This window comes from Gluconacetobacter sacchari, from assembly GCF_014174255.1.
GTDB classification, from domain to species: Bacteria; Pseudomonadota; Alphaproteobacteria; order Acetobacterales; family Acetobacteraceae; genus Gluconacetobacter; species Gluconacetobacter sacchari.
The window spans coordinates 1-24,634 of the sequence record NZ_JABEQJ010000015.1 but is presented as its reverse complement, the minus strand read 5'-3'; the positions used below and the strand labels follow the sequence as shown (position 1 = coordinate 24,634).

Annotated in this window: 25 protein-coding genes, 1 tRNA gene and 1 riboswitch; of the genes, 16 read left to right on the top strand and 10 right to left on the bottom strand. The window is 67.3% G+C overall.

The window, feature by feature from the left end; genetic code table 11:
• Window positions 1-23 precede the first annotated feature (23 nt).
• From HLH48_RS12295 to HLH48_RS12275, 5 genes are all read left to right on the top strand, one after another.
• A complete protein-coding gene (locus HLH48_RS12295; protein WP_264813211.1) occupies window positions 24-1,157 on the top strand; it encodes an MlaE family ABC transporter permease in 1,134 nt (377 codons plus the stop codon).
• Window positions 1,158-1,212: 55 nt separating this feature from the next.
• The gene (locus HLH48_RS12290) at window positions 1,213-1,968 is read left to right on the top strand and encodes an ABC transporter ATP-binding protein (protein WP_373320289.1); all 756 of its coding nucleotides are present in this window, start codon (window positions 1,213-1,215) and stop codon (window positions 1,966-1,968) included.
• Window positions 1,969-1,971: 3 nt separating this feature from the next.
• Window positions 1,972-2,946 (top strand): MlaD family protein, encoded by a 975-nt coding sequence (locus HLH48_RS12285; RefSeq protein ID WP_182997803.1) that lies wholly within the window; start codon window positions 1,972-1,974, stop codon window positions 2,944-2,946.
• 182 nt (window positions 2,947-3,128) lie between these two features.
• The gene (locus tag HLH48_RS12280; protein ID WP_182997802.1) at window positions 3,129-3,704 is read left to right on the top strand and encodes a PqiC family protein; all 576 of its coding nucleotides are present in this window, start codon (window positions 3,129-3,131) and stop codon (window positions 3,702-3,704) included.
• Between the two features lie 138 nt (window positions 3,705-3,842).
• On the top strand, window positions 3,843-4,475 hold the full coding sequence (locus HLH48_RS12275) for a glutathione S-transferase family protein (protein WP_182997801.1): 633 nt from the start codon (window positions 3,843-3,845) through the stop codon (window positions 4,473-4,475).
• A gap of 59 nt (window positions 4,476-4,534) precedes the next feature.
• Here HLH48_RS12275 and HLH48_RS12270 read toward each other — a convergent pair whose 3' ends face one another.
• From HLH48_RS12270 to HLH48_RS12260, 3 genes are read right to left on the bottom strand one after another with little or no spacing between them, the layout of a single operon-like run.
• Window positions 4,535-5,644 (bottom strand): purine nucleoside permease, encoded by a 1,110-nt coding sequence (locus tag HLH48_RS12270; RefSeq protein ID WP_182997800.1) that lies wholly within the window; start codon window positions 5,642-5,644, stop codon window positions 4,535-4,537.
• Window positions 5,641-7,224 carry an adenosine deaminase gene (locus HLH48_RS12265; RefSeq protein WP_182997799.1) on the bottom strand — a complete coding sequence of 528 codons (1,584 nt, stop codon included), beginning with the start codon at window positions 7,222-7,224 and terminating at the stop codon, window positions 5,641-5,643. The genes HLH48_RS12270 and HLH48_RS12265 overlap by 4 nt, the downstream gene beginning before the upstream one ends.
• 48 nt (window positions 7,225-7,272) lie before the next feature.
• Window positions 7,273-7,491, bottom strand: coding sequence for a DUF1653 domain-containing protein (locus tag HLH48_RS12260; protein WP_182997798.1), 219 nt, complete (start codon window positions 7,489-7,491; stop codon window positions 7,273-7,275).
• 90 nt (window positions 7,492-7,581) lie between these two features.
• Between HLH48_RS12260 and HLH48_RS12255 the strand changes: the two genes are divergently transcribed.
• Together HLH48_RS12255 and HLH48_RS12250 are read left to right on the top strand one after the other, a co-directional pair.
• On the top strand, window positions 7,582-8,163 hold the full coding sequence (locus tag HLH48_RS12255; protein WP_182997797.1) for a hypothetical protein: 582 nt from the start codon (window positions 7,582-7,584) through the stop codon (window positions 8,161-8,163).
• A 98-nt stretch (window positions 8,164-8,261) separates the two neighbouring features.
• The gene (locus tag HLH48_RS12250) at window positions 8,262-8,675 is read left to right on the top strand and encodes a winged helix-turn-helix transcriptional regulator (protein ID WP_264813215.1); all 414 of its coding nucleotides are present in this window, start codon (window positions 8,262-8,264) and stop codon (window positions 8,673-8,675) included.
• Between the two features lie 278 nt (window positions 8,676-8,953).
• On the opposite strand, the gene HLH48_RS12245 is transcribed toward HLH48_RS12250, so the two are convergent.
• Window positions 8,954-9,027, bottom strand: a tRNA-Gly gene (locus tag HLH48_RS12245).
• 116 nt (window positions 9,028-9,143) lie between these two features.
• Window positions 9,144-9,224: riboswitch (SAM riboswitch) on the top strand.
• Between the two features lie 123 nt (window positions 9,225-9,347).
• Between HLH48_RS12245 and metZ the strand changes: the two genes are divergently transcribed.
• The 3 genes from metZ (at window position 9,348) to folE (ending at window position 11,687) form a co-directional block, all read left to right on the top strand.
• On the top strand, window positions 9,348-10,547 hold the full coding sequence (metZ, locus tag HLH48_RS12240; protein WP_182997796.1) for an O-succinylhomoserine sulfhydrylase: 1,200 nt from the start codon (window positions 9,348-9,350) through the stop codon (window positions 10,545-10,547).
• 80 nt (window positions 10,548-10,627) lie between these two features.
• Complete coding sequence (gene apaG / locus HLH48_RS12235; protein WP_373320290.1) at window positions 10,628-11,038, top strand: Co2+/Mg2+ efflux protein ApaG; 411 nt, start codon at window positions 10,628-10,630, stop codon at window positions 11,036-11,038.
• Window positions 11,039-11,078: 40 nt separating this feature from the next.
• A complete protein-coding gene (gene folE, locus HLH48_RS12230; protein ID WP_220795103.1) occupies window positions 11,079-11,687 on the top strand; it encodes a GTP cyclohydrolase I FolE in 609 nt (202 codons plus the stop codon).
• A gap of 57 nt (window positions 11,688-11,744) precedes the next feature.
• Here folE and HLH48_RS12225 read toward each other — a convergent pair whose 3' ends face one another.
• The gene (locus HLH48_RS12225) at window positions 11,745-12,362 is read right to left on the bottom strand and encodes a recombinase family protein (protein WP_182997883.1); all 618 of its coding nucleotides are present in this window, start codon (window positions 12,360-12,362) and stop codon (window positions 11,745-11,747) included.
• A gap of 195 nt (window positions 12,363-12,557) precedes the next feature.
• Here HLH48_RS12225 and HLH48_RS12220 point away from each other — a divergent pair, with 195 nt between their 5' ends.
• The 6 genes from HLH48_RS12220 (at window position 12,558) to HLH48_RS12195 (ending at window position 19,945) form a co-directional block, all read left to right on the top strand.
• On the top strand, window positions 12,558-13,838 hold the full coding sequence (locus HLH48_RS12220; RefSeq protein WP_182997793.1) for an autotransporter strand-loop-strand O-heptosyltransferase: 1,281 nt from the start codon (window positions 12,558-12,560) through the stop codon (window positions 13,836-13,838).
• Between the two features lie 18 nt (window positions 13,839-13,856).
• A complete protein-coding gene (locus tag HLH48_RS12215; protein WP_182997792.1) occupies window positions 13,857-16,196 on the top strand; it encodes a Hint domain-containing protein in 2,340 nt (779 codons plus the stop codon).
• A 79-nt stretch (window positions 16,197-16,275) separates the two neighbouring features.
• The gene (locus HLH48_RS12210) at window positions 16,276-16,845 is read left to right on the top strand and encodes a helix-turn-helix transcriptional regulator (RefSeq protein ID WP_246387283.1); all 570 of its coding nucleotides are present in this window, start codon (window positions 16,276-16,278) and stop codon (window positions 16,843-16,845) included.
• A gap of 88 nt (window positions 16,846-16,933) precedes the next feature.
• On the top strand, window positions 16,934-17,095 hold the full coding sequence (locus HLH48_RS12205) for a hypothetical protein (RefSeq protein ID WP_182997791.1): 162 nt from the start codon (window positions 16,934-16,936) through the stop codon (window positions 17,093-17,095).
• A gap of 212 nt (window positions 17,096-17,307) precedes the next feature.
• Window positions 17,308-19,431: a M3 family metallopeptidase gene (locus HLH48_RS12200; RefSeq protein WP_182997790.1), complete on the top strand. Its 2,124-nt coding sequence runs from the start codon at window positions 17,308-17,310 to the stop codon at window positions 19,429-19,431.
• Between the two features lie 46 nt (window positions 19,432-19,477).
• A complete protein-coding gene (locus HLH48_RS12195; protein WP_220795102.1) occupies window positions 19,478-19,945 on the top strand; it encodes a hypothetical protein in 468 nt (155 codons plus the stop codon).
• A gap of 41 nt (window positions 19,946-19,986) precedes the next feature.
• Here HLH48_RS12195 and HLH48_RS12190 read toward each other — a convergent pair whose 3' ends face one another.
• From HLH48_RS12190 to HLH48_RS12170, 5 genes are all read right to left on the bottom strand, one after another.
• A complete protein-coding gene (locus HLH48_RS12190; protein ID WP_182997789.1) occupies window positions 19,987-20,922 on the bottom strand; it encodes a metallophosphoesterase family protein in 936 nt (311 codons plus the stop codon).
• A gap of 154 nt (window positions 20,923-21,076) precedes the next feature.
• Window positions 21,077-21,691, bottom strand: a complete 615-nt coding sequence (locus HLH48_RS12185) for a POTRA domain-containing protein (RefSeq protein ID WP_182997788.1) — start codon at window positions 21,689-21,691, stop codon at window positions 21,077-21,079.
• Window positions 21,692-21,806: 115 nt separating this feature from the next.
• Window positions 21,807-22,382, bottom strand: coding sequence for a DJ-1/PfpI family protein (locus HLH48_RS12180; protein ID WP_182997787.1), 576 nt, complete (start codon window positions 22,380-22,382; stop codon window positions 21,807-21,809).
• A 34-nt stretch (window positions 22,383-22,416) separates the two neighbouring features.
• On the bottom strand, window positions 22,417-22,965 hold the full coding sequence (gene moaB, locus HLH48_RS12175; RefSeq protein WP_182997786.1) for a molybdenum cofactor biosynthesis protein B: 549 nt from the start codon (window positions 22,963-22,965) through the stop codon (window positions 22,417-22,419).
• Window positions 22,966-23,036: 71 nt separating this feature from the next.
• Window positions 23,037-24,634, bottom strand: a 1,598-nt coding sequence (locus HLH48_RS12170) for an ATP-binding protein (RefSeq protein ID WP_408871449.1), incomplete at its 5' end; no start/stop codon positions are given.

Sequence of the window (24,634 nt, the reverse complement as noted above, 5' to 3'; positions counted from 1 at the left end):
GAGCGCTGCGATATGGAGAGCCTGTGAACACGACCGATCACGGTCCCGAATGGTCTCTCGAGACCGGCGGCAATGCCAACGTGATCGTCCTGTCCGGCGACTGGATCGCCCAGCAGGGTCACATCCCCGACTTTCCATCCGACGGGCTGCGCCAGGCGCGGCCCGGCCAGCCCCTGGCCTTCCGCACCGACGGGCTGGGCCGCTGGGATACCGGGATGATCGGCTTCCTGTGGGCCCTGAAGCAGGGCGCGGCGCAGGCCCATCTCGATCTCGACACCGAAACCCTGCCCGACGCGGCGCGCAAGCTGCTCGACCTGCTGCCCGACCGCCCGGCGCCGCATGGCCCGCCCCCCCGCCGCCGCTTCGCCCCGCTGGCGGCGATCGGGGGATCGACGATCGACGGCCTGACCGAGATCGGCACCGTTACCGAACTGGGGATCGAGACCGCGCGCGGCGGCATGGCCAGCCTGACCGGGCGCGGCCGGATGCGCCTGACCGACCTGATGTCGAACATCCGCGATGCCGGGCCCTCGGCGCTGGTGATCGTCAGCGTGGTGAATTTCCTGGTCGGCGCGATCCTGGCCTTCGTCGGCGCGGTGCAATTGCGCAAGTTCGCCGCCGACATCTATGTCGCCAGCCTGGTCGGCATCGCCATGGTGCGCGAGATGTCGGCGGTGATGACGGCGATCATCATGGCCGGCCGCACCGGCGGCGCCTATGCCGCCCGCATCGCCACCATGCAGGGCAACGAGGAAATCGACGCCCTGACGGTCTTCGGCATTCCGGTCTCCAGCTACCTGATCCTGCCCTCGATCCTCAGCCTGACCGCCACCATGCCGTTCCTGTACCTGTACGGCAGCCTGGTCGGCATGCTGGGCGGCTTCGCGGTCGCGATCAGCATGCTGTCGGTCACCGGGGCCGGCTATCTTCACCAGACGCTCAATGCCGTGGCGCTGGACCAGTTCGCGTTCGGCTTCGTCAAGAGCATCTTCTTCGCCATCCTGATCGGGCTGACCAGTTGCCGCATCGGCCTGCGGGCCGGACGCAGCGCCGCCGATGTCGGCGTGGCCGCGACCCGCGCGGTGGTGGTGGGCATCGTCGGCGTCATCGCGCTCGACGCGATCTTCGCCATCATCGCGACGACGATCGGACTCTGACATGGCATACCCCACCCAGGGCGCCGGACGGGACGGCACGCAGGACGACACCCTGATGTCCCTCCGGGGCGTCACGCTCGCCTTCGGGCCGAAGGTGATCCAGAAGGACATTTCCTTCGACATCCGGCGCGGCAGCATCTTCGCCGTCATGGGCGGATCGGGCTGCGGCAAGAGCACCGTCCTCAAGAGCATGATCGGGCTGCTGCGCCCGGCCGCCGGCGATTACCTGGTCGACGGCGACGCATACTGGACCGCCGACGCCGCCCACCGGGAGGCGGTGAGCCGGCGTTTCGGCGTGCTGTTCCAGAGCGCGGCACTCTGGAGTTCGCTGACGGTCGGCGAAAATGTCGCCCTGCCGATGCAGATGCTCACGAAGATGGACCCGGCCACCATCCGCGACCAGGTGGAGCTGAAGCTGGGCCTGGTCGGCATGCTGCACACCATCGACCAGTATCCGTCCGAACTCAGCGGCGGCATGAAGAAGCGCGCCGGACTGGCCCGCGCCATGGCGCTGGACCCGGACATCCTGTTCTTCGACGAACCGTCCGCCGGGCTCGACCCCATCACGTCGGCCCGGCTGGACGACCTGATCCTCAACCTGCGCGACGGGCTGGGTGCCACCATCGTCATCGTCAGCCACGAACTGCCCAGCCTGTTCGCCATCGCCGATGACGGGATCTTCCTCGACGCCAAGACCAGGACCCCGATCGCCCACGGCGCGCCGTCCTGGCTGCGCGACCATTGCGACGAGCCGCAGGTCCACGCCTTCATGCACCGCGAACGCGAAACCGAGTCCGGGAGGACCGACTGACCCATGGCAAATCGAGAAACGATGGTTGGCGCCTTTGTCGTCGGAGGCGTGGCCCTGGGACTTGGGGCCCTGATCTTCTTCGGCAATTTCACTATTTTCTCGCCCACGCGGCGGGCCACGGTGGTCTTCCAGGGCTCGACGTCGGGCCTGAGCATCGGCGCCCCGGTGACGTTCCGGGGGGTGCGGGTCGGCGCGGTCGATTCCATCTCGATCACCTATGACGCCCGGACCCATGCCGCCTATATTCCGGTGTCGGTCCAGCTCCAGCCCAACAACATCTCCATCGCCGGGACCTCGGGCACCCATCGCAGCCTGAGCTTGCAGAACATGATCGACCACGGGCTGCGCGCCTCGCTGAACATGCAGAGCTTCGTGACCGGCCAGTCGGAGATCGATCTGGATTTCGACCCCTCCGCCCCCGCCGTGCTGCACCCCGACATCGTGTCCGGCAAGAGCGTCGAGATCCCGACCCGCCAGTCCGCGATCCAGAAGGTGCAGGAAACCCTCAGCCAGCTTCCGCTGAAGGAACTGGCCGACAACGCCCAGGCGGCCCTGGCCAGCATCAAGCAATTGAGCGAGCGGCTGGACCAGGACCTGCCCCCGCTGGTCGACAGCGTGAAGCAGACCTCCGACCATTCGCGCATCGCCGTCGACAGCGCGACCCACGCGATCGAGGATCTGGAGAAGCGGCTGGACACGACGCTGACATCCATCGACCGGCTGGCCATCAGCGGCACGCAGCAGCTCGACGCCCGTGGCGCCGACCTGCACCAGTTGCTGCATAACGCCAACGACACGGTGATCCAGGCGCGCGAGAGCCTGTCCGCCCTGCACGACATCACCTCGCCCCGCTCGGCCGACCGCGCGAACATCGACTCCACCCTGCGCGACCTGTCCGCCGCCGCCGCCGCCCTGCGCGGCTTCGCCAGCGATGTCGAACGCAACCCGCAACTCCTCCTGATGGGACGCCGCCCATGAAAAACCGTTCCGCACGCCGGCCCGCCGGCGATCCGACGCGCGTTTCCGGCGCTCCGGTGCTCACGGCCGTTCAGGCCGCTCCGCTCCGGTGCTCGGAAACACATGCCGGGCGTGCCGCTGCGCGGTACTCTCGCTCGGCAGCCCGGCGTGCGGAACGGTTTTTTGAGTCTCACGACCGCCGCATGCCGGCTTGGCTCGCCGGCCTTGTTCTCCCGGCCATCCTCGCCGCCTGCGCCTCGCCGCCGGTGCGCTTCTACACGCTGGGCGCGCCGGCCATCGCGACCGGCGCGGTGCCGGTCGGCAGCGTCACCCCGGCGACGCCCGTCGTCACCGTCTCCCGCGTCACCCTGCCCGACTATCTCGACGGGCAGGACATGATCGTCCGCGACGGCAATCGGATCGAGCGCAGCGCGGCTGCCCGCTGGGCCAGCCGCCTGTCGCTGGGGGCGACCGACCTCATCACCGCCCGCCTGGCGCAAGGCCGCACCGACCTGTTCGTGACCGACCAGCCGCAGGTGCTGCCCGCCACCTGGCGGCTGGCAGTGAATATCAGCCGGCTGGACATCGCGCGCGACGGCACGGCGTCGCTGGCCGCCGACTGGTCGATCATCCCGCATGACGAGCGCCAGCCCCTGCTGCACCAGCGCGCGACCCTGACCCGCCAGGGCCCCGCCGCGACCGACGAGCAGGTCGCGGCGCTGACCCAGGCGATCCTGGACGACCTGGCGGAGCGGATTACCGCAAGCTGGCCGCGCTAGAGCATCATCCAACCGGATGGACTCATTCGGTTGGATAAAGATGCTCGATAAAACAATGATCTAGAGCCATATCCGTGAACCAGTGTAAACGGATATGGCTCTAGACGCACAGACGGGCTCCCCTGCCGGAGGCCAGCCATGAAGCTGCATGATTACCCCAGCGCCCCCAACCCACGGCGCGTCCGCTTCTTCATCGCCGAGAAAGGGCTGGCGATCCCGACCGTCACGGTCGACCTGGCGCAGCGCGCGCAGTTCGCACCCGCGTTCCGCGCCCTCAACCCTTCCTGCACCGTTCCGGTGCTGGAACTGGACGACGGCACCGCGATCAGCGAGGTCCCCGTCATCTGCCGCTATCTGGAAGAGCTGCATCCCGATCCTTCGCTGATGGGCGACACGGCGGAGCGTCGCGCCGTCATCGGCATGTGGGACCGCCGGATGGAAAATGACGGCTATCTCGCCGCGATGGAGGCCGTGCGCAACAGCCTGCCGGGGCTGGCGGGGCGCGCGCTGGTCGGCCCGCACGCCTGCCAGCAGATCCCGGAACTGGCCGCGCGCGGCCGTCGGAGACTGGCCGATTTCATGGCCGACCTGACTCTGCGCCTGCGCGACACGCCCCATGTCGCGGGCGACGCGTTCTCGATCGCCGACATCACCGCGTTCGTCACGCTGGATTTCGCGCGCGCCCGGCTGAAACTGGACCTGCCGGACGAAACCACCGCCCTGGGCGCCTGGTTCGCCCGGATCGCGGCACGCCCGGCCGCCCGGGCATGACGCATTCCCCGGAGGGGGCGGCATGTCGGCCGCCCCCTCCGACCCCGCTCGCGGCGGCGCTACCGGCCCTGCGCGGGCGGCGTGCCCGGCACCTGGTCGCCATAGCGGTCCCAATGCAGCGCCAGCTCGCGCACCACGACGCTGCCGACCTGATAGGCGGCGGCCACCGCGGGCAGATAGCCTGAATAGCCGCCCTCGCTGGTCTCGGACTTCAGCAGTTCGGCGGCCGTCTCGCCCGGCGGCGGCATGTCGAAATTGCTGCCGGTGCGCAGCACCAGCACCCGGTCGGGGTCCACGCGCCCGGCCTGGGCCTGGAGCGTCAGCGCCTGCATCATGCCGATTTCCTCCTCGGCCGTGGTGGCGAAGGTGCCCTTGCCCTGCGTCCAGTAGCCGACCCAGCGCTCGGCCCACCGATTCATCCGCGCGCCGACCCAGAAGGTCTCGCTGGACAGCGTGTCGCCCAGCAGCACCGATGGCGGCTTCTGCGCCTGCGGATAGCCGACATAGCGCGCGCGGATCGCCTTCAGCGCGGGCGTATCGGGCAGGGCCAGCGAACGCGTCAGATTATAGGCCCAGCCGACCAGCGCCGGATTGAGCGTGTATTCCATGTCGCCGGACAGCGAATGCAACGGCGGCACAGGATTGTCGGTCGGCGTGCTGCCCTGCACCGGGGTGTAGCCATCCGGCCAGTCGCCCGGGATCTCCCGCGCGTCGACCGCGTGCGCCAGCCCGCCATTGACGACGCGCGGCGCCCACACCGCCCCGCCGACCGATCCGAAATTGGGGTCGATCCCGGCAATGCCAGCCAGCACGAAATAGGCCCGGCGCAGGTCGAAGCGCGGGTCCAGCACCAGCGCGGTGATGGCGGAGGCCATATGTTCCGGCCCCTCGCCGGTCGCGATGGCCAGCACATGAAGGTCGGGGCTGTAGCGCATCACCCCATGCCAGGTCCCCGGCGCCGGCAGTTCCTGCTTCAGCGGCAGCTTTTCCACCCAGGTCTGGAATTCCCCCGGCACATCGCCGGTATCCTTGCCGATCTCGAAGGTGGTGACCACCACCACGCGCACCGGGATCGGCGCCGCGCGCGCCCCGCCGCTCACCACGAGAGCCAGCAGGCAGGCCCCCGCCAGCCGGCGCGCCCTTCGTCCGCGCGTCGCGTGTATCGTCATGCCGGTCCCGGTCCTTTCGCACGCGCGGCGGTGGCGCCCTGCCCCGCCTCGCGGATCATCGTGGTTTCAAAATCATGCAGCCGGGCTTCCAGCGCCCATTGCAGCCGCGCCTTCGCACTCGCCGCCAGCAGGTCGTGGCAGGCCCCATGGGCGGGCAGCGGTCCCGGCGCCACGGACGCGCAGGCCGCGACCATGCGATACGGCGCCTCCCCGCGCCACAGGCTGTCACCGGGGAGGAAGGCATGGTCCAGCCCGGCGCGCGACAGGTCGCGCAGCGTCGCGTAATCCAGTGCATAAACCGTCGCCGCCCGCGCATATTCATGCGTCAGGTCGATCCGCGACACGCCTTCGTCATCGGTCGACAGCGCCACCGGCACCCCCGCCGCGCGATAGGCGCCGAACGGATGTCCCGCCCCGGCGATGCCCAGAATGACGTCGTTGCTGGTCAGGTTGATCTCCACCATCACCCGGCGCCGCGCCATCTCCGCCATCAGCCCGTCCGGATCGTCCTCATGCAGGATATCGACGCCATGCCCGATCCGCCGCGCCCCCGCCACCTCGACCGCCTGCCGGATATGGTCGCGCAGCCCCTCGGGCGGAACGAGACCCGGCGCCAGTTCCCCGGCATGCAGCGACAATTCCACCCCAGGATCGCGCGCGGCCAGCCAGCCGAACATACGCATATGCAACCCGTAATCGCGCATCGCCACCGCATCGTCTTCCGGCGCCACGATATTCACGCCGACGAATCGCGGGTCGGCATTCACCAGCGCATAGCCGAAATCGAGCTGCGGAAAGACCATCGCGGGCGGCATGGTGCGGATCGTCTGGTACAGGTACCGCACCGTCACGCCGCATCCCGGTGCCGCCCGCGCCGTCCCGCAGCCCAGCACGGCGCGCATCCGCGCCTCCATCGCATCGACGTCCCGCCGTGCCGCCGCCACCAGCGCCGGCAGGTCGGGCGCGAGGGCGCGATCGGCCTCGGCGAACGCCTCGCCGCGCAACGGATGCCGCACCCCCAGCCCGGCCACGGGGCCAAGCTGGGGCGAGATCATCAGTTCCAGATACAGGACATGATCGCCGGCCGCATGCGTCACCGCCTCCGCCAGCATGTCGCCGCCATGGCTTGCCTGCGCGGGCATGAAGCGCGCGAAGGTCGCGAAGAAATGGTCATGCCCCGACCGGTCCGACGCGGTCGGGACGAAATCGCGCATCGACAGCGCGTCGATCATGTCGGCCCGCGCATCCGGCCGCGCGGCCAGGTCGGCGGCCCGCACGCGCGCCCCATCCCCACCCGGATCGCAGGCGCCGGCGAGGATACGCCCCTGCGCGGGCGCCACGCACAGCCCGTCCCGCGCCGCCCAGTCCAGCATGCTCTCGGCATAGATCGCGCCGGCCAGGTGATTATGCAGGTCCGCGCCCTTGGGCATGGCGCGCAACACCTGCTCCAGCCGCGCCGGATCGCGGCGCAGCAGCGCGAAGGCGCGCGACGCCGCATCGGGCGGCGCGGGCGCGGCCATGGCCACGCCGGACAGAATCAGCCCGGCGCCCACGACGCAGACGGCAAGGAAGCGCGACATCGCGCGATCGTGGCGCGATCGATTCAAAAACGCAACAGGCCGCACCGGTCAGCCCGCCGCGTCGCCGACGCGGCTGAAACGGGGCACGCCCGCCACCTCCTCGACCCACATCGCCAGCGGCCGCACCCAGTAATCGCCACGCGACTCGCTGCGATAGGTCACCAGCCATTCCTCGGTCTCGGAATGCCGCCCGACACAGATCAGGGTATACAGGCCGCCCTTGTAATGGCGGTACAGGCCCGGCCGTGTCCTTTCGGTCTCGTTCATGCGTTACTCTCCTCACCGGGCCGCGATCCGCGGCCAGCCTCTCCCCCCGCGGCCCGCACGGACCGCACGCGAACCGACGGATCTCATCGCATGTTTCGCCTCCCCCGTCCTCCCCACGCGCTCCCGATACTGGCCGCCACCCTGGCCATCACCCTGGCGCCGGCCCCTCCGCCCGCCGCCCTCGCCGCGCCGCGCCACCGGCCCTCGGCCGAGACCGGCGACCCGGTGACCCTGGCCCAGCAGCCCGGCGGGGCGCTGGACCAGGCGGCCCGCGCGCTGAACGCGCACGACCTGGCGGCGGCGGCGCGCCGGGGTGATACGCCCGTGGTCCTGGTCGGCTCGGCTCCGCTCTCGGCCCATGCGGGCGACACCGCGCTGTTCGTGCAGTTGCAGTCGGCCGACCTGTGCGGCTCGGCCGGCTGCGCGACCTCGGTCTATCTGCGCCGCGACCGGCGCGACTGGGTCAAGGTGCTGGATTCGATCAGCGGCCCGATCGCGCTGTCGCGCCACAGCCATGGCGGCATGCGCGACCTGATCGTGGACCGCACCGATCGCTGGGTCTGGAACGGCACCACCTACCGCGACACCATGCCGGCCGCCTCCGACACCGGCCTGCGCCAGTCGATCGAACGCTTCCAGGCGCGACGTCGCACGGAGCCGCCGCCACGATAGGCCACCACCATCCGTCTCCCTGTGGTTTTCAATGCGAACAAGGTCTATAAAAAAGACCTTTGACGGCGAGAAGGCCAGGGCTTTTGGAACAGGATGACGTGGACGTAAGCGCTTCGGCAGGCGGGGAGATGTTCAGCCATTCCTCCCTCGAACACCAGCCGGGATGGTCGCGCGACCCGAATTGCCCGGTGCGTGACGTTCTGGACCGCATCGGCGACAAATGGTCGACGCTCATCCTGGTCACATTGGCGAACGGCCCGCACCGCTTCAGCGCGATGCAACGCGCGATCCCGGACATCTCCAAGCGCATGCTGGCGCAGACCTTCCGCGACCTGGAGCGCGACGGCCTGATTGCGCGCGCGGTATTCCCGACCAAGCCACCCAGCGTCGAATATCGCCTGACCCCGTTGGGCGAGACGATTCTGGAGCCTCTGGCCGCCCTTGTCCGCTGGGCCGATCGCAGCCACGCGGCGATCACCCACGCCCGCCTGACATACGACCGAACGTCATAGGGGATTCACCAGCGCCGAGGCGGATGATGCCCTGGTGATTGCCGGCCATTTTGCGGTGGTCAGCTTGCCTCGAACCCGTCCAGTAGCCGACTGATGACCTTGCGCTGGCGTTCATCAAGGGTTGGCCTGCGCACTTCCCTCCACGCGCGCCAGCGCAGGATCGGCGATGGCGGCGCGCGATGCGCCCGGAAGCGATCACCGACAACCAGTGACTACCTTAAAACGCACGGAAATCCGGGGGGGTTCCAATTTCCGGCAGGCACCACCGGACAGGATTCTGGAGCGGGTGAAGGGAATCGAACCCTCGTATGCAGCTTGGGAAGCTGCCGTTCTACCATTGAACTACACCCGCGTCGCGGTTGAGCCTATACCGCACCGCCCGGCCCGATGCAATCCATGCGCAGGCATCCATGGTTGACGACCGGCCCCGCGATCCGCGATAACCCTGTCGTCCGACGGCCTGCTGGGCCTGAAGGCCCTCGGGATTTGGATCGGCCGGCTTGCGACGAGGTTAAACAGACGCGCTAAAGAGGCCTGACACCGCCAAGACTCCGCGGGCGTCATGGTTTCCACGGTCGGATTTCCGCGCCAGGACGCGGGGCCGCGGGACCGGTTCGTCACCCGGATGCTCCCAGCCTCGGCCTCCTGACGGTTTTGTTCCGGGACCTGACGATGAGCACTGATTCCACCCACGCCTACCGCCCCGCCACCCGCCTGCTGCACGCGGGGCTGGAGCGCACCCCCTTCGGCGAGACCAGCGAGGCCATGTTCCTCACCTCCGGCTTCGTCTACGACGACGCCGAGCAGGCCGAGGCCACCTTCACCGGCGACGTGACCCATTATCAGTACAGCCGTTTCGGCAACCCCACCGTCGCGGCGCTGGAAGCCCGCCTGGCGGACCTGGAGGGCGCCGAGGCCTGTATCGCGACCTCGACGGGCATGGGCGCGGTGTCCTCGGCCCTGCTGTCGCATGTGAAGGCCGGCGACCGGGTGGTGGCGTCGCGCGCGCTGTTCGGCTCCTGCCACTGGATCGTCGCCAACCTGCTGCCCCGCTACGGCGTCGAAACCGAATTCGTCGACGGGCACGACCTGGACGCCTGGGCCGCCGCCCTCTCCCGCCCCACGGCGGCAGTGCTGCTGGAAAGCCCGTCGAACCCGATGCTCGAAATCCTCGACATCAGGGCGATCGCCGACCTGGCCCACGCGGTGGGCGCGCTGGTGGTGGTCGATAACGTCTTCGCCACCCCGCTCTATCAGCAGCCGTTGGCGCTGGGCGCCGACGTGGTGGTCTATTCCTGCACCAAGCATATCGACGGCCAGGGCCGCGTGCTGGGCGGCGCGGTGCTGGGCCGCCGCGACTGGATCACCGATACGCTGCAACCCTTCACCCGCAACACCGGCAACGCCCTGTCGCCCTTCAATGCGTGGGTGATGCTGAAGGGGCTGGAAACGCTGTCCCTGCGCGTGCGCGCGATGACCGAAAACGCCGCCGCCGTCGCCGACCACCTGGCCGCCGCCGAAGGCGTGACCCGCGTCTTCTACCCCGGCCGCCCCGACCATCCGCAATACGAGCTGGCCCGCCGCCAGATGAGCGACGCCTCGACGCTGGTGGCGTTCGAGGTCGCGGGCGGCAAGGAGGGCGCGTTCGCCTTCATGAACGCGCTGCGGCTGATCGCGATTTCCAACAATCTGGGCGACGCGCGCTCGATGGTCACCCACCCGGCCACCACCACGCACATGAAGATCGGGCCCGAGGAACGGGCGCGCCTGGGCATCAGCGACGGCGCGATCCGCTTTTCGGTCGGGCTGGAAGATGTCGCCGACCTGAAGGACGACCTCGATCGCGGCCTCACGGCCCTGCGGTCGCGCTGAACCGGTGGAGCCGCGCCATGGCCATTGACAGACCGCCGCCGGGAATGCCGCCCGATCCCGATGCCGCGCTGGCGGAGGTCATGGACGGCGCCCCCTGCTACGAGGCGACGACGAACGCGATCCGCGTGGTCGTACAGATCTTCTGGCTGGACGACCAGTCGGTGCCCGATGAGCATCGCTTCGCCTGGGTCTATCGCATCCGGATCGAGAATCTGGGCGACGAGACGGTGCAGTTGCTGCGCCGGACGTGGGAGATCATGGACGCCGCCGGGCGGACCGAGCATGTCCACGGCGATGGTGTGGTGGGCGAACAGCCGGTCCTGGAGCCCGGTCAGGTGTTCGAATACACGTCGGGCACCGGCTTGCAGACCCCGACCGGCTTCATGCGCGGCCGCTATCACATGATCGCGGCCCGCACCCGCCAGCCGTTCGACGTCCAGATCCCGCCCTTCAGTCTGGACTGCCCGTACCATCCCGCCATCATCCATTAGCGCGCACGCACTGCCCCGCAGACAGGATTTCATGACCAACATGCCCAAAGCCCCCCTGCCCCGCCCCTCTCGCGAGGAGGCGGAAGACGCGATCCGTACCCTGCTGCGCTGGGCGGGCGAGGACCCGTCGCGCGAGGGCCTGCGGGACACGCCCGGCAGGGTCGTGCGCTCCTATGATGAATTCTTCCAGGGCTACGGCGAGGACCCGTCGGCCATCCTGTCGCGCACCTTCGCCGAAGTCGATGATTATGACGAGATCGTGCTGCTGCGCGACATCCGTTTCGAAAGCCATTGCGAACACCATATGGTGCCGATCATCGGCGTCGCCCATGTCGCCTACCTGCCCAGCCGGCGGGTGGTCGGCATCTCGAAACTCGCCCGCGTGGTCGACGCCTTTTCCCGCCGCCTGCAAATCCAGGAACGCCTGACGGCGCAGATCGCGAATACGATCAACGACGTGCTGCAACCGCACGGCGTGGCGGTGATCCTGGAAGCCGGGCACCAATGCATGACCACCCGCGGCGTCCACCGCCCCGGCGTATCGATGGTCACCAGCCGCATGCTGGGGGTCTTCCGCACCAATTCCGACACGAGGCGCGAACTGATGTCCATGCTCAACCGTCCCTCGGTCGCCTCCGCCTATACGTAGCGGCCACGCGGCGCGCATACGCGCCGGCAAGTCCGAGCCGTCGGCGAAGCGAACGGTTCAATCAAGGCTTGCCAGCGCCTTCCTGCTCCGATGACTGTCCGCTCCGGTGGTGATCCGCGATACGGTGGCCGCGCTAACCCCGAAGGCCTCGGCGAGGACTTTCAATGTCTCACCCGCCTGGCGCCGGCGGACGATTTCCAGACGCTGGGCATCCGATATCACGGGCGGCCTCCCCATCCTGACACCCAGCCCGACCGCCCGCGCCCGCCCTTCCGCCGTCCGCGTCCGAATCAGGTCGCGCTCCACATCCGCAAGGCCGCCCAGCACCGCCAGCATCAATCGCCCCGTGCTCGTCGTGGTATCGGCCCACGGTTCGGCAATGGAATAGAACTGCGCATCTTTCTGGATAATCGCCTTGACGATGGCGAACAGGTCGAACGTGCTGCGGGCCAGCCGGTCGATCCGGGTCACGACGACGGTGTCGCCATGATGCAGGCTCCGTAGCAATCGATGGAGCTGAACGCGCGCCGCATCTGCCCCACTCGCCTTTTCCTGGAACGTTCTTTCGCAACCGAATGCCCCGAGGGCCTGGATCTGAGTATCCAAGGTCTGCCCGACCGTACTCACCCGCGCATAACCGATCTTTCGCGCCACAGGTCCGCCACCGTATTTCATGATGACAGACACATTATCGCGCCCGGGATTATGCGCAATTCCTGATTTGCGCAAACACGGCTTTTACCCCGCCTACGTCCACGACTATGTATTCGCCACGACGAGAACGCAAGAAAAATCGTCACTGGAAAGAAAACATTTTCAACAAGAAAATTTTCGTAAATCAGGATTTTTTGGTCGTCAGGGTTTCACTCTATGAACATGGTCGGTGATCCTTCTGTATTTCAGCCCCCTTTGCTCTGTTCTCCCTCGCAGCGGATGACAACATCCATCTATATTCCCGCCCCATCCAAACTCACCCAGGCCGGCCCGGAAGGCATTCGTTACGACTACAATGATGGCGCGAGGGTGCATCTGCCCGTGCGCACGGGTCGGCTCTGGAACGTGACCTTGCGCGATATCGATACGGGAACGATTGTCTATCAGGCTTCGGTGGAAGGAGGCACCGTTACATCCACAAAGAAATATTTCGTTCGCTTTTCTATCGAAGTTACAGACCTGTCCGCCGAGGAAAACGGACGGATCATTTTCAGGCATGACTACGATACGTCCGAAGAGCACATTGTCGTCATACAGCTCCCTGTGAATACGTTGGGCGATGTCCTTGCATGGCTGCCCTATGTCGCGAAGTTCGCCCGTACGCATGCGGCGCAAGTCGCGTGTATCCTGTCGCCTGCTTACATCCCGCTTTTCAAGGCGGAATACCCGGAAATCTCATTCTACAGCACCGCGCAGGCAATCGAAGGACAGTTACTCGATCGTGCTTACGCAACCTATAATATCGGCTTGTTTTTCACCGATACCGGATGTGAACGGCAACCGACGGATTTCCGTCTCGTCGGCTTGCACAAGACGGCATCCTACATTCTTGGCGTCGATCCAGCGGAAGAACGCCCCCGACTCGCAATCGAAAGCGATGCACGGCCTATTAAAGAACCGTATGTCTGTATCGCGGTTCAAAGTTCGGCGCAATGCAAGTATTGGAACAATCCGACAGGCTGGCACGATATCGTTACGCACCTAAAAGATCTCGGCTATCGGGTCGTATGCATAGACCAGAAGCCCGTGAATGGCGGCGGGATCGTCTGGAACCACCTGCCCCACGGCGTCGAGGACCAGACCGGCAATCGGCCCTTGGCCGAAAGAGCATCGTGGCTGAAGCACGCAGAATTCTTCATCGGCACCAGTTCCGGCCTCGCGTGGCTCGCCTGGGCCGCCGGGTGCGATGTCGTTATGATATCGGGTTTCACCCACCCGACAAACGAGTTTTACACACCGTGGCGTATCATCAATTGGCACGTGTGTAACTCATGCTGGAATGATCCACGGCATCAGTTCGACCACAATGACTTCCTCTGGTGCCCGCGACACGCGGGAACGCCGAGGCAGTTCGAATGCTCGCGGTTCATTTCAGCGGAACACGTTATCCGCACGATCGGCAAACTGATCGAATCCCGACTTTCCGATTCAGTCTGAAACAGGAGAAATCCAAATATGGCTACATCCGGCACGCCTGCCGACCCGACCGTTCTTTCGGGCACATGGTCGGCGATCCTGCAACAGGGGCAGACCGTCTATACCAGCGGCGGAACTCTGGTCACCGGTCCGGTGGTCCTGGCCGACGCCGCCACGGCGCCTCCTGGCCCGCCCGGTCCGCCGGGCCCTCCGGGGGGGCCAGGAGGACCGCCGGGAGGGCCACCCGCTCCGCCCGGCCAGCAAGGCGCAACGCTGATCGTGGAAAGCGGCGCGGTGGTGTCCGGGCTCACGACCGGCAGCGGCGCGGCACCGACCATCACCGTCATGGGCGGCGGAACACTGGAGAGTTCCATCGTCACGAACGCAACGCTCTCCGTATCGTCCGGCGGCATCACCAGCGGCAACGATCTGGACGGAACGCAGGGATACTACTTCGCCGGCGCATCATCGGTGAACGACGTCATCTATAACGATGTCACCGCCACAACGCCTCCCGGCCCGGGTGGTCCCGCCGGTCCAGGTGGCCCCGCCGGTCCCACCAACGGCAATGGAATCCATGTCTATTCCGGAGCGACGATCGTCAATCCCACCGTGCAGAACGGCGGCAGCCTGACGATCGACGCCGGAGCATCCGAAAACGCTTCCGCGGCAATACTCCGTACGCCCGCAAACCCGACCGTTCTTTCGGGCACATGGTCGGCGATCCTGCAACAGGGGCAGACCGTCTATACCAGCGGCGGAACCCTGGTCACCGGTCCGGTGGTCCTGGCCGACGCCGCCACGGCGCCGCCTGGCCCGCCCGGTCCTCCGGGCCCTCCAGGGGGGCCAGGAGGACCGCCGGGAGGGCCACCCGCTCCGCCCGGCCAGCAAGGCGCAACGCTGATCGTGGAAAGCGGCGCGGTCGTGTCCGGGCTCGCGACCGGCAGCGGCGCGGCGCCGACCATCACCGTCATGGGCGGCGGAACACTGGAGAGTTCCATCGTCACGAACGCAACGCTCTCCGTATCGTCCGGCGGCATCACCAGCGGCAACGATCTGGACGGAACGCAGGGATACTACTTCGCCGGCGCATCATCGGTGAACGACGTCATCTATAACGATGTCACCGCCACAACGCCTCCCGGCCCGGGTGGTCCCGCCGGTCCAGGTGGCCCCGCCGGCCCGGGTGGCCCGGGTGGCCCGGGTGGCCCGGGTGGCCCCGCCGGTCCCACCAACGGCAATGGAATCCATGTCTATTCCGGAGCAACGATCGTCAATCCCACAGTGCAGAATGGCGGAAGCCTGACGATCGACGCCGGAGCATCCGAAACTGTCTGTTTCCTCGCGGGCAGCATGATCCGCACTCCATCGAGGGATGTCGCTGTCGAGGACATCGGAATCGGCGACGAAATCATCACGTTTGACTGGCGTCAAAACGCGGAAATCACACGTCCCGTCATATGGGTCGGCAAGGCGCGCTGCACTGTCCGCCCGCATCTGCCCGATGACGCGGCCGGCTGGCCGGTCCGCATCCGCAAGGACGCGTTCGCCGACGGCGTTCCCTACAAGGACATGCTGATCACAGCGGAACATTGCCTGTTTTTCGACGGCGGCTTCGTGCCCGCCCGCATGCTCGTCAACGGGGGGTCGATCTTCTACGACAAGTCTGCCCGGTCCTACATGTATTATCATATCGAGACGGAGCAGCATGCCGTCGTCACGGCCGACGGCATGCTCACCGAATCCTATCTCGACACCGGCAATCGCGATACCTTCCGGCAGAACGGCAAGGTCGTTTCCCTCGTCTCCCCGCGCGAATTGTCATGGAACGACGCCGGCGCTCCGCTCCGTGTCGACCGGGCGTTCGTCGAACCTCTCTTCCGCCGGATCGACTCCCGATGCAACACGATGGGCATCGCTGCCAACACCATTCCGCCCGCCCTCACGGACGATATGGATCTCCATCTCGCCCTCGATAGCGGCGCCATCATCCGTCCGGCGCGCACGAACGGCAATTATACGATTTTCCTGATCCCGACCGGTGTGGAAAGCGTACGCATCGTCTCCCGTGCCAGTCGCCCCTGTGACGTCATCGGTCCCTTCGTCGACGACCGCCGCGTCCTCGGCATTGCGATCGGCGAGATCTCTCTTTTCGAAGACAATACGATGAACGCGATCACGCATCATCTCGACCCCACCCACCTTGATGGATGGCACATTCTGGAATGGCCCGACACGCGGTGGACAGACGGCAACGCCGTCCTGGCACTGGGCAGGCGCCCCCCCAACGGGGTGGCCCTGCTTGCCCTGCAAATCAAGGCGGCCGGTCCCTACCTGGCAAACATGACGGTCGGGACAGAGTGCCTCGCCAGGGCCTGACACCGCGCCCGTAACACGCTGCCTCCCGCCGCATGGTTGCCCATGCGGCGGGAGGCCCCAATTCGGAATACGCAACGTCATGGCACCCCGCATTCTTCTCCAACCCGGCCAGATCTGGACGCCTGAAGACAATGCCGCCCCCTCTCGGCTGATCCTCGATTTCCCCGCGCGCATGCTTTGCTACCGGCTCGTACCACGCGACGCCTCCCAGGATGACCCGAATGGGAAACAGGACGAGTACGTCGTCTTCCAGTCCCAGTTCCGCCGCTGGATCCGCGAAACCGGCGCCACGCTCGGCGGCCATGCCCAGGGCGTGGCAGCGCCCAGCATCGAACTGGCCAAGAAGGTCGCGGCCCTGCGCAAGGCCTACGGCATGAACCAGACAGAACTCGCCGATACGCTCGGCGTCAGCCGGTCCGCGATCGCGGCCATGGAAACGGGCCGCGCCGGCAATGCCTGTAAACTCCTGCCAAAGCTCGCGGCGGTCTTCCAGGTACCCCGCGAACTGTTTCTCGGCGGCATGTTGGACCAGAGCATCACGATAGCCCTTTCAGCCGACGAGCACGACCTCGTCGCACTCTATCGCCGGCTGACGACCGAGCAAAAACTCAACGTCCAGAAATATGCCGAACGGCGCGCCCATGCATGACCGGCGTTCCGAAAAGGTCCGCGTGGCGTCCCGAGGCGGAAGAGGCGCCTGACGCGCGCCCATCGAACGCAATCATGGTGTTTCCCCGATGCAGAGCCAGCCAAGTGACCGCCTGTTCGGGAACTGGATCAAGAACAAACTTCAAGAGCGGTTTTCCCACGTGATCGATGAACCCCTTCCGGAAACGATCCGGCGGGAACTGGTCCGGCTGGAAAACGAACCCGCCGGAAAAGCCGACGACACATCCTGACAACGCGCCGCCACACTCCGGCGCCTCGTCCCCCGAAGGCCCTGCCCGCGCCGGTCCATATTATGCGACAGGCTATGGCACGGAGCATGGACAAGCGGCCGCCCCCGCCTGTTTCCACATCGATCGGCGCTCCCTATAAGGGAGTACCGGCCGGATCATCCGGCATCGCCGGGGCGCCACGGGCCGCCCTTCGGCTTCCAAGGGTTTACCGCATGACACGCCTGTTCCACCTCCGCACATTGATCGCCTCGACCGCTTTCGTCGGCATGGCCGCCGGCGCAATGGCGGCTCCCAACCCGTTCGCCGCCCCCAGCACCCTTCCGCTCCAGGCCCCGCGCTTCGACATCATCCATGACGGCGATTACAAGCCGGCCTTCCTCCAGGCCATGGCGATCCAGAAGGGCGAAATCCGCCGGATCGCCGACAACCGCGCCGCGCCGACCTTCGACAACACGATCGTGGCGATGGAACGCTCGGGCCGCATGCTCGATCGCGTGAGCCTCACCTTCTACGGCGTCTACCAGGCCAACACCGACGACACGCTGGACAAAACGCAGAGCGAAATCGCTCCGCTGCTCTCGCAACATCAGGATTCGATCTATCTCGATCCGAAGCTCTTCAGGCGTGTCGAAACCCTGTACAACGAGCGCGCGCATCTGAACCTGACCGCCGAACAGATGCAGGTGCTCACACTCTATTACCAGCAATTCGTCCATGCCGGCGCCAGGCTCTCGCCCGCCGACCAGACGAAGCTGCGCGCCCTGAACACGCAGATCTCCACGCTGGAGACGGCCTTCCAGCAGAAGCTGCTGGCCGCCACCCGCGACGGCGCACTGGTGGTCGACCGCAAGGAGGCGCTGGCCGGCCTCGATGACAACGCGATCACCGCGCTCGCGAAGAACGCCGCCGACCGCAAGCTGGCCGGCAAATGGGTGATCCCGCTGCAAAACACCACGCAGCAGCCCGACTTGCAGGACATGACCGACCGCGCCACGCGCCAGGCCCTGTTCCAGCAAAGCTGGACGCGCGCCGAAAAGGGCGACGCCAACGACACCCGCGCGACGATCGCGACCCTGGCGCAGGCGCGGGCGCAGAAGGCGGCCCTGTTCGGCTATCCCGATTTCGCATCCTACGTGCTGTACGACCAGATGGCCGACACCCCGGCCGCCGTGCGGCATTTCATCGCGGAACTGGCCCCGGCGACCCGCGCGCAGCAGGACCGCGAGGCCGCCCGCATCCAGGACACGATCCGCAAGGACGGCCAGTCCTTCACGTTGCAGCCGTGGGACTGGATGCATTATGCCGAGCAGGTGCGTAAACAGGACTATGCGCTCGACGAAAACCAGGTAAAGCCGTATTTCGAACTCAATACCGTCCTGCGCGACGGCGTGTTCTTCGCCGCGACCCAGCTCTACGGCATCACCTTCAAGCCGCGCCACGACATTCCGGTCTACAATCCCGACATGATGGTGTTCGAAGTCCTGGACAAGGACGGCTCGACACTCGGCTTGATGTATTTCGATTATTTCAAACGCGACAACAAGAACGGCGGCGCCTGGATGTCGAACTTCGTCGGCCAGTCCAAACTGCTGGGGACGAAGCCGGTCATCTATAACGTCGCGAACTTCTCCAAGCCGGCGGCCGGCCAGCCCGAGCTGATCACGTTCGAAGACGTGGTCACGATGTTCCACGAATTCGGCCATGCGCTGCATGGGCTGTTCGCCGACCAGACCTACCCGATCGTGTCGGGCACGCAGGTCGCGCGCGACTTCGTCGAATTCCCCTCGCAGTTCAACGAGCACTGGGCGCTCGACCCCACCGTGTTCGCCCATTACGCGCGCCATTACCAGACGGGCGCCGCCATGCCGCAGGCGCTGGTGGACAAGATCAAGAAGGCCGCGACCTTCAATCGCGGCTATAACATGGGCGAGCTGATCGCGGCGGCGCAGCTCGACATGGCCTGGCACAGCCTCCCCGCCAGCGCCCCCCGGCAGGATGTGGACGCGTTCGAAAAGGCCGCCCTGGACAAGACCGGCCTCGATACCGCCCTGGTCCCCACCCGCTACCGCACCAGCTACTTCCTGCATATCTGGTCGAACGGCTATTCCGCCGGCTATTATGCCTATCTGTGGACGCAGATGCTGGCCGACGATTCCTTCGCCTGGTTCCGCGAGCATGGCGGCCTGACGCGCGAAAACGGCCAGCGCTTCCGCGATCTGGTCCTGTCGCGCGGCCACACGCAGGATTACGGCCCGATGTTCCGCTCGTTCTACGGCAAGGACCCCGATATCGGCCCGATGCTGCGCCACCGGGTCCTGGGCACCGACCCGAACTGACACCGGGCCGAAACGCACGCCGGGGACAATCCGGCGTGCAGGCCAGATGGCGGATCGCGTGATGCACCTGACATTCGTCAAGCGCGGCGGCAGATACGATGATCTGACCATCGTGCGCGGCGACGGCGCGTCGGAGACGATCGCCTGCCCCAAACAGGGCATCATCCCCCATGACATGGTGCATTATGCGGTGGAAAGCGTGCTCGCGCATCGCGGCTTCCTCTCGCTGGTGCAAGAGGGACAGGCGGCGGGATTCGCCACCGGCGGCAAGGAAAGCGAGGACGCGGTCGAACGGCTGGTCGAAACCTTCCAGGCCGAAATGTGGGGCGGCCGCGTCCCGGCCACGGACCTCATCGCCGCGTACGAACACGCCTGCGCGGCCCGCGGGCACGGGATCGCGGCCATTTCATCCCACGACGTCGCGGCGATCCGCGATCGCCTCGATGATCTGACCCATCAATGGGCCGCCCTGCCGCAGAACGGCGCCCTGACCCTCCGCTTCCCCGAAGCCTGAGCGAAAACCGCCCGATCGCAAGCGCCCTTCCGCCCGCCTCCTCACGTATTCTGCGGGTCGATCGTGCGGAATCCATATGTTTCGTACCGCGCCGTCACCGCCCCGTCGGCGACGTCCACGACCATGAATCCCTCCGGCGTGCCGTAGCGCGTGCCGTGCCACCAATTGCCGGAAACCGCGCCGCCGGTGATGTACGGCACGCCATGCCATACGATATGTTCCAGGATATGCGTATGTCCCTGGAATACGCCGATAACGTTGTAGCGGTCGAACAGGGAAATCACTTCGTACGCGTTGATGACGCTCAGCGCATGATGTTTGGGCGGCGTCGCGGGCGGGGCCGCGTAATCCTCGACGGCGGTGACGAGCGGAATATGCGTCACCACGATAATCGGCGTGCCCGCGGGCTGCGCGGCCAGGTCATTGGCCAGCCACGCGATCTGCGGGGCATCGATGCGCCCCTCATACATGCGATCCGCCGTGATCCCGATGGAATCGAGCACGACCACATGCACGCCCTTATGGTCGAACGCGTAATAGAGACGCCCGAAATTATCCTCGAAATACTTCTTGCCATACATCGGGTCGCTCGGTTCCACGCCGCTCTTCGTATAGACGCCGAAACAATCGTGATTGCCGATCGTATGATGCACCGGCAGCGTCAGATCGTCGGCCGTGCGCTTGTAGAGGTCCAGCAGCATCGTGGCGCGCGGGGCACCGACGCCCAGCGCGTCGAACACATGGTCGCCGCCCTGGATGGCGAAATCCGCCGGGATCCCGCGCGCCTTGACGAAGGCCGCGTGACAGCCGGCCCGGGCGTTCAGTTCCGGCTGAAGATGCGTGTCGGTGATGAACAGGAAGGTGAACGGCTCATGCGCGCGCATCGGCGGCCGGTTCGGCACCCCGGCCCGCGCGGTGCCGGCCAGCGCAAGGCCACCCGTCAGGGAAAGAAAGGCACGCCGTTTTATTTCAATCATGAAATGGATACTCCGGGTCCGTATGAACGATCCCCGCAGTTTCGCATTCCTGCACGCCGAACGAAGCCGCGAACCGCCCTTGTCATAAAGGTTTCATACGGTGAACGATCCGCCCGCCGGCAACGGCGCGGGGCCCGGCCCCGCGCCCGTCCCGTTATTTCTCGGTGATCTGGTAGGTCAGGACGACATGGTTGTCGCCGGCCGGCTGCGACGGCACGACGCCGATCGCCGCGCTGACATTGTGCTTCTTGTACGCCTGCTGCACCGCCTGCTGGTCGGCCGCCATCGCCGCCTGGTCGATCGTCGATCCGGGCCGCAGCCTGGTCGCGGCGGTCAGGTCGGCGTCGGACAGCTTCTTGTTGCCCTGGAAGACGATCCTGTCGACCACCAGCGCGACCTGCCGGGCCGCCTGCGGCGCCTGCTCCTCGATCATCCATTCGACATTGACGGCTGAACCGGCGAATTTCAGCTTCTCGCCGAATTTCAGGCCGACATTCTTCTTCTGATAGACGCCCATGACGTCCTGCACGCCGGCATCGATCTGGTTGCGGGTCACGGTGTCGCCCTGGTGAAACGGCAGGGCAGCCAGGATCTCGTCGGTCGAGACCTGCTTGTTGCCGGAAATGACCAGGGATTTCAGCTTCAGCGGCTGGTTCGCCGGCGGCGGCCCGGCGGCGAACGCCTCCTGCCCGGGGACCGAGGCGGCGGCAAAACCGGTGGCGATCGCGACGGCCAGCGCCGAGCGGGCCAGAAGATGACGGGTGCGCAAGACGGAATTCTCCCATGCCTGATCGGGCGGCCCGAACGCCGCCCCTGCCCGCCCATGATGCACAGCTATCGGCCCATGCCAATGCCGGCCAGGCGACAAGCCCCGCCCCGGCCGATCAGATCGTCACGGTCACGCCCAGCAGCGCGATAAAGCGCGCCAGCCAGCGCGGATGGGCCGGCCAGGCCGGGGCGCTGACCAGCCATCCATCGGTCACCGCGTCATCGATCGCGATATCGGCATAGATCCCGCCGGCCAGTTCGATCTCCGGACGGCACGCCGGATAGGCCGACACGGTGCGCCCCTCGATCACCCGGGCGGCGGCCAGCAACTGGCCGGCATGGCAGATCGCGGCGACCGGCCGGCCGACAAAGGCGCGGACCAGGTCGATCACCCGCGGGTCCAGCCGCAGATATTCCGGCGCCCGGCCCCCCGGAATCACCAGCCCGGCATAATCGGCGGCATTCACATCCGCGAAATCCGCCGTCAGCGTGAATCGATGGCCCGGCTTCTCGCTATAGGTCTGCGCGCCCTCGAAATCATGGATCGCGGTCAGCACATACTCGCCCGCCTTCTTGCCCGGGCAGACGGCATCGACGGTAAAGCCCAGCATCGACAATGCCTGGTACGGGACCATGATCTCGTAATCCTCGACATAATCGCCCGCCAGCAGCAGCAATTTCCCGGCACTCATGGTCGTTCCCCCCGTCTCTCGGCGTGCCCGTCGTTCAATGATGCGACGGCGGCAGATGCTCGCGCAGGCGCGGCATCAGTTCCACGAAATTGCAGGGCCGATGCCGGCTGTCGAGCTGCCAGACCAGGATGTCGTCCCACCCGTCGCGCACCGCGCCGGTCGAGCCGGGCAGGGCGAACAGATACGTCCCCCCCGCCACTCCGGCCAGGGCGCGCGACTGGATCGTGGAGGTGCCGATCTTCTGGTAGGACAGCATGCGGAACAGCTCGCCGAAGCCTTCGATGCGCTTGTCCAGCACCTGCTCATAGGCCTCGGGCGTCACGTCGCGGCCGGTGACCCCGGTTCCCCCGGTCGTGATGATCACGTCGATCTCCGGGTCGGCGATCCATTCGTTCAGGCAGCCGGTGATGTGATCGACATCGTCCGGCTCGATGCTGCGCGCCGCCAGTTGATGGCCGGCGGCGGCGATCCGCTCGGCCAGCAGCGCGCCGGAGGTATCGGTCTCCAGCGTGCGCGAGTCCGAGACGGTCATCACCGCGATGCGGACAGGCAGGAAGGGGCGCGTGAGGTCCAGCTTTGACATGGCCGCATGTTCTCCGTCGCCCGAATGCGCGTCAACGCCTTTTCCGCGCGCCCGATGCCGGGCGGCGCGGGTCAGCCGGCCGGCTCGACCGCCAGCCGCCGCGCGCCCAGCCCGGTGAACAGTTCCGTCCGGCAGGTCAGGATCAGGATCTGCAACCGGCCGGCGGCCTCGGTCAGGATGTCGAACATCCGGTCCAGCCGCCCCGAATCGGCATAGGTCAGGGCATCGTCCAGCACCAGCATCGCCGGCCGCCCCCGTGCCCGCATCAGGTCGGCCAGCCCCAGCCGCGCCAGCACCGCGATCTGCTCGCGCGTGCCGTCCGACAGGTTGACGAACGGCTCGTCGAGCCGCCGCGACAGGGCCGAAATGCTGAAATCGGGCTCCACCGTCGCCACGGCGCGTGGAAACAGCGCGCCCAGCGCCGGCTGGATCGCCCGGGCCAGCGGCGCCAGATAACGCCCGGTCGCCGCCCGCTCCGCCGCCGCCACGGCGTCGCGCAGACATTGCAGGATCGCGACCTCGCGGCGGCAGGCGGCCTCCTCGGCGGCATGGGCGGCGCGCAGCCGCTCCTGCGCCGCGATCCGCTCGTCCAGCCCGTCCCCCTCCGCCGCGCGAATGCGGGCCTCGCGCGCCGCCATCTCCTGGCGCAACGCCGCCAGCCGGGCATGGCCGTCCTGGATCGTGCGTTCCAGCCGCCGGATCGCGGCATCGGCCAGCGCCTCGGTCCCATCGGGCCGCGTCTCCTCGATGCGGCGCAGCGCCTGTTCCGCCGCCTCGGCGGCCGCGTGGGCCGCCGCCAGCCGGGCCGCCAGCGCGTCGTCCGGCTCCGCCGCCCGCGCGGCCGCGAGATCACGCGCCAACTGGGCCGCGCCATCGCGCGCCGCGTGCCATTCGGCGCGCAGCCGGGCGAGGTCCTCCGCCGCCCGGCGCATCGTCTCGTCGGGGGCGAGCATCGCCCGATGCGCGGCCCCGTACCGGTCCTCGGCCGCCGCCATCGCCTGGCGCGCCGCATCCAGCGCCGCGTCCGGGTCGCCGTCCGCCTCCGCCATGCCGGCCTCGCCGGCCCGCGCAAGGCGCGCATCCAGCTCCGCCACCCGCCGCCCGGCCGCCTCGATCGCCGTCGCCGGCGACTGGCCGGCGGCGGCCAGCAGGCCGCCCAGCACCGTCCGCGCCGCCTGAAAGGCCAGGTCGGCCTGCCGCCGCCCGGCCAGCGCCGCCTCGGTCGCCGCGACATCCGCGCAGCCGGCGGCCGCCAGCGCGCGACGCAGCGCGTCTTCCGCCCCCGCCAGGTCCGCGCGCACCCTGTCGCGCCCCTGGCTCGCCGGCGCGATGCGGATGGTACCGACCCCCTCGATCCGCAACACGGCATTGTCCGTCACCACGACCCGGCCGCTGTTCAGCGTTTGCCCGTCCAGCACCAGCCGCCCGTGCGCGCCGTCGGCCAAGGCGATATCCAGCGTCGTCGCCTGGGCCTGGCTGGCGGCCCGCGCCGCATCCAGCGCCCGCTCCGCCTGCCGGACCGCCCCCATCCGCGCGTCATCGATCGTGCAGGCCTCCAGCTCCGCCGACGCCCGCGTCACCGCCCGCGCCGCCTGGTCCAGCCGGTCCAGCGCCGCCGCCGCCGCGCGCCGCTCGTCCGCCAGCCGCGCCCGCTCCACCCGGCCGGCCG

Excerpts from the sequence above, each read along its gene's own strand:
- HLH48_RS12215 (WP_182997792.1), top strand. The coding sequence starts at position 13,857 with ATGGCTACATCCGGCACGCCTGCCGACCCGACCGTTCTTTCGGGCACA.
- HLH48_RS12265 (WP_182997799.1), bottom strand. The coding sequence starts at position 7,224 with ATGTCGCGCTTCCTTGCCGTCTGCGTCGTGGGCGCCGGGCTGATTCTG.
- HLH48_RS12290 (WP_373320289.1), top strand. The coding sequence starts at position 1,213 with ATGTCCCTCCGGGGCGTCACGCTCGCCTTCGGGCCGAAGGTGATCCAG.
- HLH48_RS12275 (WP_182997801.1), top strand. The coding sequence starts at position 3,843 with ATGAAGCTGCATGATTACCCCAGCGCCCCCAACCCACGGCGCGTCCGC.
- HLH48_RS12180 (WP_182997787.1), bottom strand. The coding sequence starts at position 22,382 with ATGAGTGCCGGGAAATTGCTGCTGCTGGCGGGCGATTATGTCGAGGAT.
- HLH48_RS12205 (WP_182997791.1), top strand. The coding sequence starts at position 16,934 with ATGCAGAGCCAGCCAAGTGACCGCCTGTTCGGGAACTGGATCAAGAAC.
- HLH48_RS12280 (WP_182997802.1), top strand. The coding sequence starts at position 3,129 with ATGCCGGCTTGGCTCGCCGGCCTTGTTCTCCCGGCCATCCTCGCCGCC.
- moaB (WP_182997786.1), bottom strand. The coding sequence starts at position 22,965 with ATGTCAAAGCTGGACCTCACGCGCCCCTTCCTGCCTGTCCGCATCGCG.
- HLH48_RS12210 (WP_246387283.1), top strand. The coding sequence starts at position 16,276 with ATGGCACCCCGCATTCTTCTCCAACCCGGCCAGATCTGGACGCCTGAA.
- HLH48_RS12225 (WP_182997883.1), bottom strand. The coding sequence starts at position 12,362 with ATGAAATACGGTGGCGGACCTGTGGCGCGAAAGATCGGTTATGCGCGG.
- metZ (WP_182997796.1), top strand. The coding sequence starts at position 9,348 with ATGAGCACTGATTCCACCCACGCCTACCGCCCCGCCACCCGCCTGCTG.
- HLH48_RS12220 (WP_182997793.1), top strand. The coding sequence starts at position 12,558 with ATGAACATGGTCGGTGATCCTTCTGTATTTCAGCCCCCTTTGCTCTGT.
- HLH48_RS12195 (WP_220795102.1), top strand. The coding sequence starts at position 19,478 with ATGGCGGATCGCGTGATGCACCTGACATTCGTCAAGCGCGGCGGCAGA.
- HLH48_RS12255 (WP_182997797.1), top strand. The coding sequence starts at position 7,582 with ATGTTTCGCCTCCCCCGTCCTCCCCACGCGCTCCCGATACTGGCCGCC.
- HLH48_RS12270 (WP_182997800.1), bottom strand. The coding sequence starts at position 5,644 with ATGACGATACACGCGACGCGCGGACGAAGGGCGCGCCGGCTGGCGGGG.
- folE (WP_220795103.1), top strand. The coding sequence starts at position 11,079 with ATGCCCAAAGCCCCCCTGCCCCGCCCCTCTCGCGAGGAGGCGGAAGAC.
- HLH48_RS12285 (WP_182997803.1), top strand. The coding sequence starts at position 1,972 with ATGGCAAATCGAGAAACGATGGTTGGCGCCTTTGTCGTCGGAGGCGTG.
- HLH48_RS12200 (WP_182997790.1), top strand. The coding sequence starts at position 17,308 with ATGACACGCCTGTTCCACCTCCGCACATTGATCGCCTCGACCGCTTTC.
- apaG (WP_373320290.1), top strand. The coding sequence starts at position 10,628 with ATGGACGGCGCCCCCTGCTACGAGGCGACGACGAACGCGATCCGCGTG.
- HLH48_RS12190 (WP_182997789.1), bottom strand. The coding sequence starts at position 20,922 with ATGATTGAAATAAAACGGCGTGCCTTTCTTTCCCTGACGGGTGGCCTT.
- HLH48_RS12260 (WP_182997798.1), bottom strand. The coding sequence starts at position 7,491 with ATGAACGAGACCGAAAGGACACGGCCGGGCCTGTACCGCCATTACAAG.